Origin of the sequence: Salinivibrio sp. VYel1 (assembly GCF_009377945.1) — a bacterium.
GTDB classification, from domain to species: Bacteria; Pseudomonadota; Gammaproteobacteria; order Enterobacterales; family Vibrionaceae; genus Salinivibrio; species Salinivibrio siamensis.
Map to the genome: position 1 here is coordinate 1 of NZ_RSAM01000024.1, position 6188 is coordinate 6188.

6 protein-coding genes are annotated in these 6188 nt (G+C 51.0%); 3 read left to right on the top strand and 3 right to left on the bottom strand.

All coding sequences use genetic code 11. The annotated features are described in order from the left end of the window. Positions 1-166 precede the first annotated feature (166 nt). The 3 genes from EHW58_RS15395 to rsuA all read right to left on the bottom strand — a co-directional run bounded on the left by EHW58_RS15395 (position 167) and on the right by rsuA (position 2921). Complete coding sequence (locus tag EHW58_RS15395; RefSeq protein ID WP_046073186.1) at positions 167-808, bottom strand: DUF2913 family protein; 642 nt, start codon at positions 806-808, stop codon at positions 167-169. Continuing rightward, a complete protein-coding gene (locus tag EHW58_RS15400; RefSeq protein WP_077666232.1) occupies positions 805-2013 on the bottom strand; it encodes a Bcr/CflA family multidrug efflux MFS transporter in 1209 nt (402 codons plus the stop codon). Before EHW58_RS15400 ends, EHW58_RS15395 begins: the two co-directional genes overlap by 4 nt. A 215-nt stretch (positions 2014-2228) precedes the next feature. After that, positions 2229-2921, bottom strand: a complete 693-nt coding sequence (rsuA, locus tag EHW58_RS15405) for a 16S rRNA pseudouridine(516) synthase RsuA (protein ID WP_077577783.1) — start codon at positions 2919-2921, stop codon at positions 2229-2231. A gap of 288 nt (positions 2922-3209) precedes the next feature. On the opposite strand from rsuA, the gene EHW58_RS15410 reads away from it, so the two are divergent. The 3 genes from EHW58_RS15410 (at position 3210) to rplY (ending at position 6013) form a co-directional block, all read left to right on the top strand. Beyond that, a complete protein-coding gene (locus EHW58_RS15410) occupies positions 3210-3671 on the top strand; it encodes a GNAT family N-acetyltransferase (RefSeq protein ID WP_046073183.1) in 462 nt (153 codons plus the stop codon). A gap of 61 nt (positions 3672-3732) precedes the next feature. Next, entirely contained in the window at positions 3733-5538 is a 1806-nt protein-coding gene (locus EHW58_RS15415) for a DEAD/DEAH box helicase (protein ID WP_152797343.1), read from the top strand. Between the two features lie 193 nt (positions 5539-5731). Then, complete coding sequence (gene rplY, locus EHW58_RS15420) at positions 5732-6013, top strand: 50S ribosomal protein L25 (protein ID WP_046073181.1); 282 nt, start codon at positions 5732-5734, stop codon at positions 6011-6013. Positions 6014-6188: the final 175 nt, after the last annotated feature.

The following is a 6188-nucleotide window of genomic DNA, read 5'->3' on the forward strand; positions in this document are numbered from 1 at the left end:
TCGTCACCATTTCAAGTTCATATTGGTGTGGAGAAGGTTCTTGAAGCATACCGGAGCATCCCTATTGCGACACTCCTATTAGATCAAAGGTCTAGCTCGAAAGCTAGACCTTTGTCAGCAGTCTGAAACGCCCGAGGGCGTTTTCTTATCTGCGAAGACACTCCGATTAATGTGGCATCACCATTAAGCCATCGGCTTGATTGTTCGGCCAAATACGGTACTCAGCATGGTATTTGACGATCGATTTATAGGCAGTCACTCTCGTCGGTGCTATCCATGCCTGATGCGCCCAGGCTACGACCGCCTGCTCAGGCCCCCGGACATAAACGCTCAGTGGTGAGACCAAGCGCTGCTCATCATCAAAAGCCGATTGCATCGCGTCTGGACACACGGCCATTGAATGCTGCCCACCCGATATGATTTTCACTTTTCGGTCAATCGTATCTTGTGTATGTACGCACCAACCCGCTTCAACCGCACAATCAATCCACTGCTGTAATTGCGATTTGTGGACAGGCTTGGCAGGTTCGCCAACCGGAAACCACTCGGCATACACTGTTTGGATTTGAGCAAATTCAGCGCCGAGACCCGCCTGCGTGCCGGCACTGCGGGCACGTTGAGTCCAACGTTGTAAGTCCGCTTTAACGCTGTGATGAAAACGTTGTTGCTTCACCGCTTGCGCCACCCAGCGACCAAGAAACGCCTCACGCGCATGGGGCGCATCGGCCACTTTTTTGGCGGCGATCGCTGCCGCGAGATCGTCAAAGGCGGCGGCCATCACAGTTTGAATTTCGGTGACATAACTCATGGTTCTTTGCTTGCCAATAGCCAATAGAAAGCGGCAGAGAGTATCGCACAAAGGGCGATCGCGCCAACCATCCCCCAGGGCGTACCGTCTGAAGCAACGGCAACCCCTGCACCAACCAACGAGCCAATACCAAACCGCATTGTCCCCGCTAAAGAAGACGCGGTGCCTGCCATTTGCGGATAGCAGGCCAACAAGCAAGCCATGCTATTGCTGCCGATGGTTGAAATTACCCCAACATACATCATCACTGGAATCACAGTGCCCCAAAGCCCAATATCTAACCATTGGAACACGGCAATGGCTATCCCCGCAGCCAGCTGCAACCCCAGCCCTAAGCGCAGCATCCAATGCGAGCCCATTTTGCGAACCAAACGGCCATTAATAAAGGTCATCACAATCAGACAGACAATGTTTAACGCGAACAAGTAGCCAAACATCTTCGCGCTCACACCGTAATAATCAATGTAAACAAATGAGCCTGCGGTTAAGAAAGAGAACATCCCAGCAAAGGAAAACCCTGAGCAGAAGATCATTCCTACGGCAAACGGTGTTTTGAGCATGCGGGCATAGTTACGCAATGACGCGCCAATACGCATAGGCGGACGATTGTGTTTAGGTAAGGTTTCAGGGATCCGGACAATAATGCAAAGCATCACAAAACACGCCCAACCAGCCAGTACCCAAAAAATCGCGCGCCAATCAAACCAAGTGAGCAAATAGCCACCAATCATCGGTGCCGCTAAAGGCGCAATCGTCATCACCAAGGTGATAAAAGACATGGTGCGCGCAAACTCTTCACGCTCAAACATATCACGCACCAAGGCTTGAATAATCACCGCGGCAGCGGCCCCCGCAAATCCTTGCGTTGCACGCACAACAGTGAGTACGTCGATATCTTGGGCCATCGCACTGACCACTGCACAAACGAAAAATAGTGCCACACCGGCCAGCATCACTGGTTTACGACCATAACTGTCAGAAATCGGACCATGAAAAAGCTGTCCAATGGCAAAGCCGGCCGTGTACGCAACCAAGGTTGATTTCACCGCACTGCTTGGTGCATTTAAATCCGCGGCAATCGCTGGCATCGCCGGGAGGTACATGTCGATCGCTAACGGTGTCAACGCAGCAATCGCACCAAGCACCAAGATCAAAAGCCAACTTAATTGAGTCGGGGACGACGTGACAGCCGATGATTGCGACATAACTCTCCTTAACGTAAAAGACAGGGCAAAGGGAAATAACGTGAGCGTGGTCAAAGTGTAACAATTTATTGTGTCGCCATGGGAAAGAATGTCTTTCTTTTGGTCACGTTGTCGTAACACATGCTTCTCGATGAGCAATAAAAAAGCACAGCCCATGCTGTGCTTACCGTTACTCAACGAGAGGCAACAATGACGGGGCTAACCAGTCACCTGCGTTAACCCAGTAACGCGATCTCTTCGTCTGTTAATGGACGATATTCACCGGGCTCTAAGTGTTCGTCTAAGACCAAGTCACCGATTGACTCTCGATGCAACGCATCGACTTTATTGCCCACTGCCGCAAACATACGTTTTACTTGATGATACTTGCCCTCTTGAATAGTGAGCAGTGCCTCATAATCATCAACTTTCTCGAGGGTTGCTGGTAGCGTGGGTTGCTTCTCGCCTCGTAGCATCACCCCTTCTTCAAAGGCTTTTGCCGTCTCCGCGCTGATCGGATCAGCCAGCCACACACGGTAGGTTTTGGTGCACTGATGTTTAGGAGATGTAATACGATGTGACCACTGACCGTCATCGGTAAACAACAGCAGTCCCGTTGTGTCCGCATCCAAGCGCCCAGCAATGTGTAACTTTTCCGCATTGACTTCATCGAGCAATACAAAGACCGTCGGATTAAACGCATCCTCATGCGAGCACACCACGCCAGCAGGCTTGTGCATCATAAAATAGCGCGGGCCTGACAACGTAAGGGCACGTCCCTCAAACGCCACTTCCACTTGATCGCTCACTTTGACGGCACCCGACTTGATCACCTCACCATCAACCGTCACCAGCTCGCTTTTAAGCACACGCCCTGCTTGCTTTCGTGTCACCCCTAGGGTTTCACATAAAAATTTATCTAATCGCATATTACCGCTTATTGCACCTTTGTTTGCCGCGGATTATACGTCACATTGCGGCTCAGACACAGATCAAGTTTTACGAGATCTGACGGAAAAACACGCCTTGATGGGATAAACTGATTATCATCGTCCACGTGATGGACATATGTTAATGCAAGCAAAACAAAACGCTTTTTGCTGAGACGCCGAGTCTGTCACAACCTGCCAATCAAAATATTGTTGGTGATTGAGCATGCCAATTTGGCGAGTATGATACGGTCGTCTTGACCAATCAGTGATAAAGAAGGAAACACCATGATTGTCTCTCTTCGCCGCCCTGACGCCGATGCCTTTGAAACCTTATTGACGCTGTCACACGAACAGCACGACCACGAAGCGCTGCCCTTTGATCGTACTCCCGTCGCGGCCACTTTCAACACCTTGCTCTCACAACCCGAGCGTGGTGATGTTTTTCTGATTGATGTTGAGCATGAGGGAGAAACCGAAACGATTGGCTTTTTAGTCGTCGCTTACAGCTTCAGCGTGGAAAACGGCGGTAGCGTCGGTGTGATAGACCAATTCTTTATCCAACAAAGATGGCGACGGCAAGGCGTGGGGTCGCAAGTGATCCCACACGTTGAAGCGCGAGCCAAAGAAAAAGAGTGTGTGGCCGTCATCCTCGAGGTCAATATTGGCAACAAAGGCGCTCGACTTTTCTATGAGCAGTTCGATTACCAGCCTCGCCGCCAGCACTGCATTATGACTAAACGACTTTAATTCTGTACCTGACGTCACATGTCAGTAAACTAAACGGCCTCACTTAGGCCGTTTTTTCGTTATGTATACCCTACGCCCCTATCAATCTGACGCGGTTAAAGCCGTGCTGCATTATTTTCGCCGCCATACGCCTCCTGCTGTCGCCGTGTTACCGACCGGTGCGGGAAAAAGTTTGGTGATCGCAGAGCTCGCACGTATCGCCAAAGGTCGAGTACTGGTGCTCGCTCATGTGAAAGAACTTGTCGAGCAAAACCATGCCAAATATGAAGGCTATGGATTAACGGGCGGGATCTTTTCCGCTGGACTCGGCCGCAAAGACTCTGACGACAAAGTGGTTTTTGCGTCAGTTCAGTCAGTGGTAAGAAACTTGGATGCCTTTGCAGACCAGTTTTCCTTACTGGTGATAGATGAGTGCCACCGTGTTCCTGACAACCAAGACAGTAGTTATCGCCGCGTCATTGCGCATCTGCAAACGGTCAACCCTGGCCTCAAAGTGTTGGGACTCACTGCCACCCCTTATCGACTCGGACAAGGCTGGATTTATCAATACCATACCAGTGGCAAAGTGCGTACGACTGCTTCCCGGTTTTTCCGCGACTGTGTTTTTGAGCTGCCGATTAGTCACTTACTTGATGAAGGCTTCCTTACCCCTGCCCATGTTCTGGATGCACCGCTACTTAGCTATGACTTTTCCCAAGTATCACGCACCGCGAACGGTTATTATCGGGAAGCGGATCTCGAGAAGGTGGTTGCCAATGCCCCTCGCGCGACACCGCAAATTGTCGAACAAATTATTGCGTATGCACAAGAACGCCAAGGGGTGATGATCTTTGCCGCCACGGTCAATCATGCGCGGGAGGTTCTCTCTTATTTGCCAGACGGTTCCGCCGCGTTGATCGTAGGTGACACGCCTGGTATCGAGCGAGATCGCTTGATCAGTGCTTTCAAACAAAAAGCGCTCAAGTACTTAGTGAACGTATCGGTACTCACGACGGGCTTTGATGCGCCTCATGTGGACTTGATCGCGATTTTACGCCCCACGGAATCGGTCAGTCTCTATCAACAAATTGCCGGGCGTGGTCTTCGCCTCGCGCCAGGAAAGCAAGATTGTTTGATTCTCGACTACGCCGGGAATGTCTACGACTTGTACCAACCAGAAATAGGCATGCCCAAACCTGATAGTGACAGCGAGCTGGTGACGATCCCCTGCCCCGCATGCGGGTTTAATAACAGCTTTTGGGGCAAACTGGACGACAATGGCTTTTTGATTGAACACTATGGCCGCCAGTGCCAAGGCTATTTTGAGGATGAAGATGGCGAACGCGAGATCTGTGGTTACCGCTTTCGTGCCAAGTTTTGCGATGAGTGTGGCGCCGATAACGATATTGCCGCACGTCGCTGTCACCAATGTGACGCCCCCTTAATTGATCCAGACAAAACACTCCGTGAAGCGCTCAAGCTCAAGGATGCACTCGTGGTCGCATGCACCGACATGACCCTCACCGCTGGCAAAAACCGCTATCAAAAACCACAACTTAAAGTGACCTATCACACCCACGAGGGCAACGATTTACACGAGGTGTGGCCGCTGGCCAGCAAAAAACAAAAACAAGACTTCCTGGCACGATTTGTCCGACCTCACCTGGTCGATCGGCACCGCCCCTTCGACGCCACCACCCCGACCAAAGTGGCCGCGTCACAGCACCGATTTCGTCCGCCCGACTTTGTGATTGCACGTAAACAAGGCCGATTCTGGCATCTGCGTCAGAAAATCTTTGATGTGGAGAGCTTTATTGGCCAAGACAGGCTAACGGCCATGTTAGCGCAAAGCCGAGGGCAAGCTTTCGCAGAATCCGACGCGAGTTGAAAGCACTAAGGGTCCATTCAAAGACGCCTCCACGAGCAAAAGGCACCGTGTGGGCGGCTTGGGCGGTGATGAATCCCGCCTGTAAAGCTTGTTTTAGTGGTCAAGCAGTGCTAATATCCGCGCTCGTTTTTGGGTACTGAGTTAGGTCGCTACGCTCAGTACTGTGTTTTCACTCTAAAGAGAGTTATTAATTATGTTTAAGTTCGAAGCTGAAGTACGTACAGAAAAGGGTAAAGGTGCGAGCCGCCGCCTACGTCATCAGAAGAAATTCCCTGCGATCGTTTACGGTGGCAACCAAGAGCCTGTATCAATCGCACTTGACCACCCAGTGGTTGTTAACCAAATGGACAAGCCTGAGTTCTACGAAGGCATCATCCTGGTTATCGATGGCCAAGAAGTAAAAGTTAAGCCACAAGACATCCAGCGCCACGCGTTCAAGCCAAAAGTTGAGCACATGGACTTCATCCGCATCTAATCGCATTTGCGATCATGATGAGATGAGAGAAGGCGCCTTTGTGGCGCCTCAGATTGCTGACGAACCCCGCCTTTTTAGGCGGGGTTCTTTTTGATAAGCGGCCGTAGGCCGCGATCGCGATATTTTTTTGTTAGAGAGTGGTCGCTACCGACCAACGCCCAAATTGGCGGATAGA

What these genes read in the sequence shown, in the direction of transcription:
- EHW58_RS15395 (WP_046073186.1), bottom strand. Translation starts at nt 808, where the DNA reads ATGAGTTATGTCACCGAAATTCAAACTGTGATGGCCGCCGCCTTTGAC.
- EHW58_RS15400 (WP_077666232.1), bottom strand. Translation starts at nt 2,013, where the DNA reads ATGTCGCAATCATCGGCTGTCACGTCGTCCCCGACTCAATTAAGTTGG.
- rsuA (WP_077577783.1), bottom strand. Translation starts at nt 2,921, where the DNA reads ATGCGATTAGATAAATTTTTATGTGAAACCCTAGGGGTGACACGAAAG.
- EHW58_RS15410 (WP_046073183.1), top strand. Translation starts at nt 3,210, where the DNA reads ATGATTGTCTCTCTTCGCCGCCCTGACGCCGATGCCTTTGAAACCTTA.
- EHW58_RS15415 (WP_152797343.1), top strand. Translation starts at nt 3,733, where the DNA reads ATGTATACCCTACGCCCCTATCAATCTGACGCGGTTAAAGCCGTGCTG.
- rplY (WP_046073181.1), top strand. Translation starts at nt 5,732, where the DNA reads ATGTTTAAGTTCGAAGCTGAAGTACGTACAGAAAAGGGTAAAGGTGCG.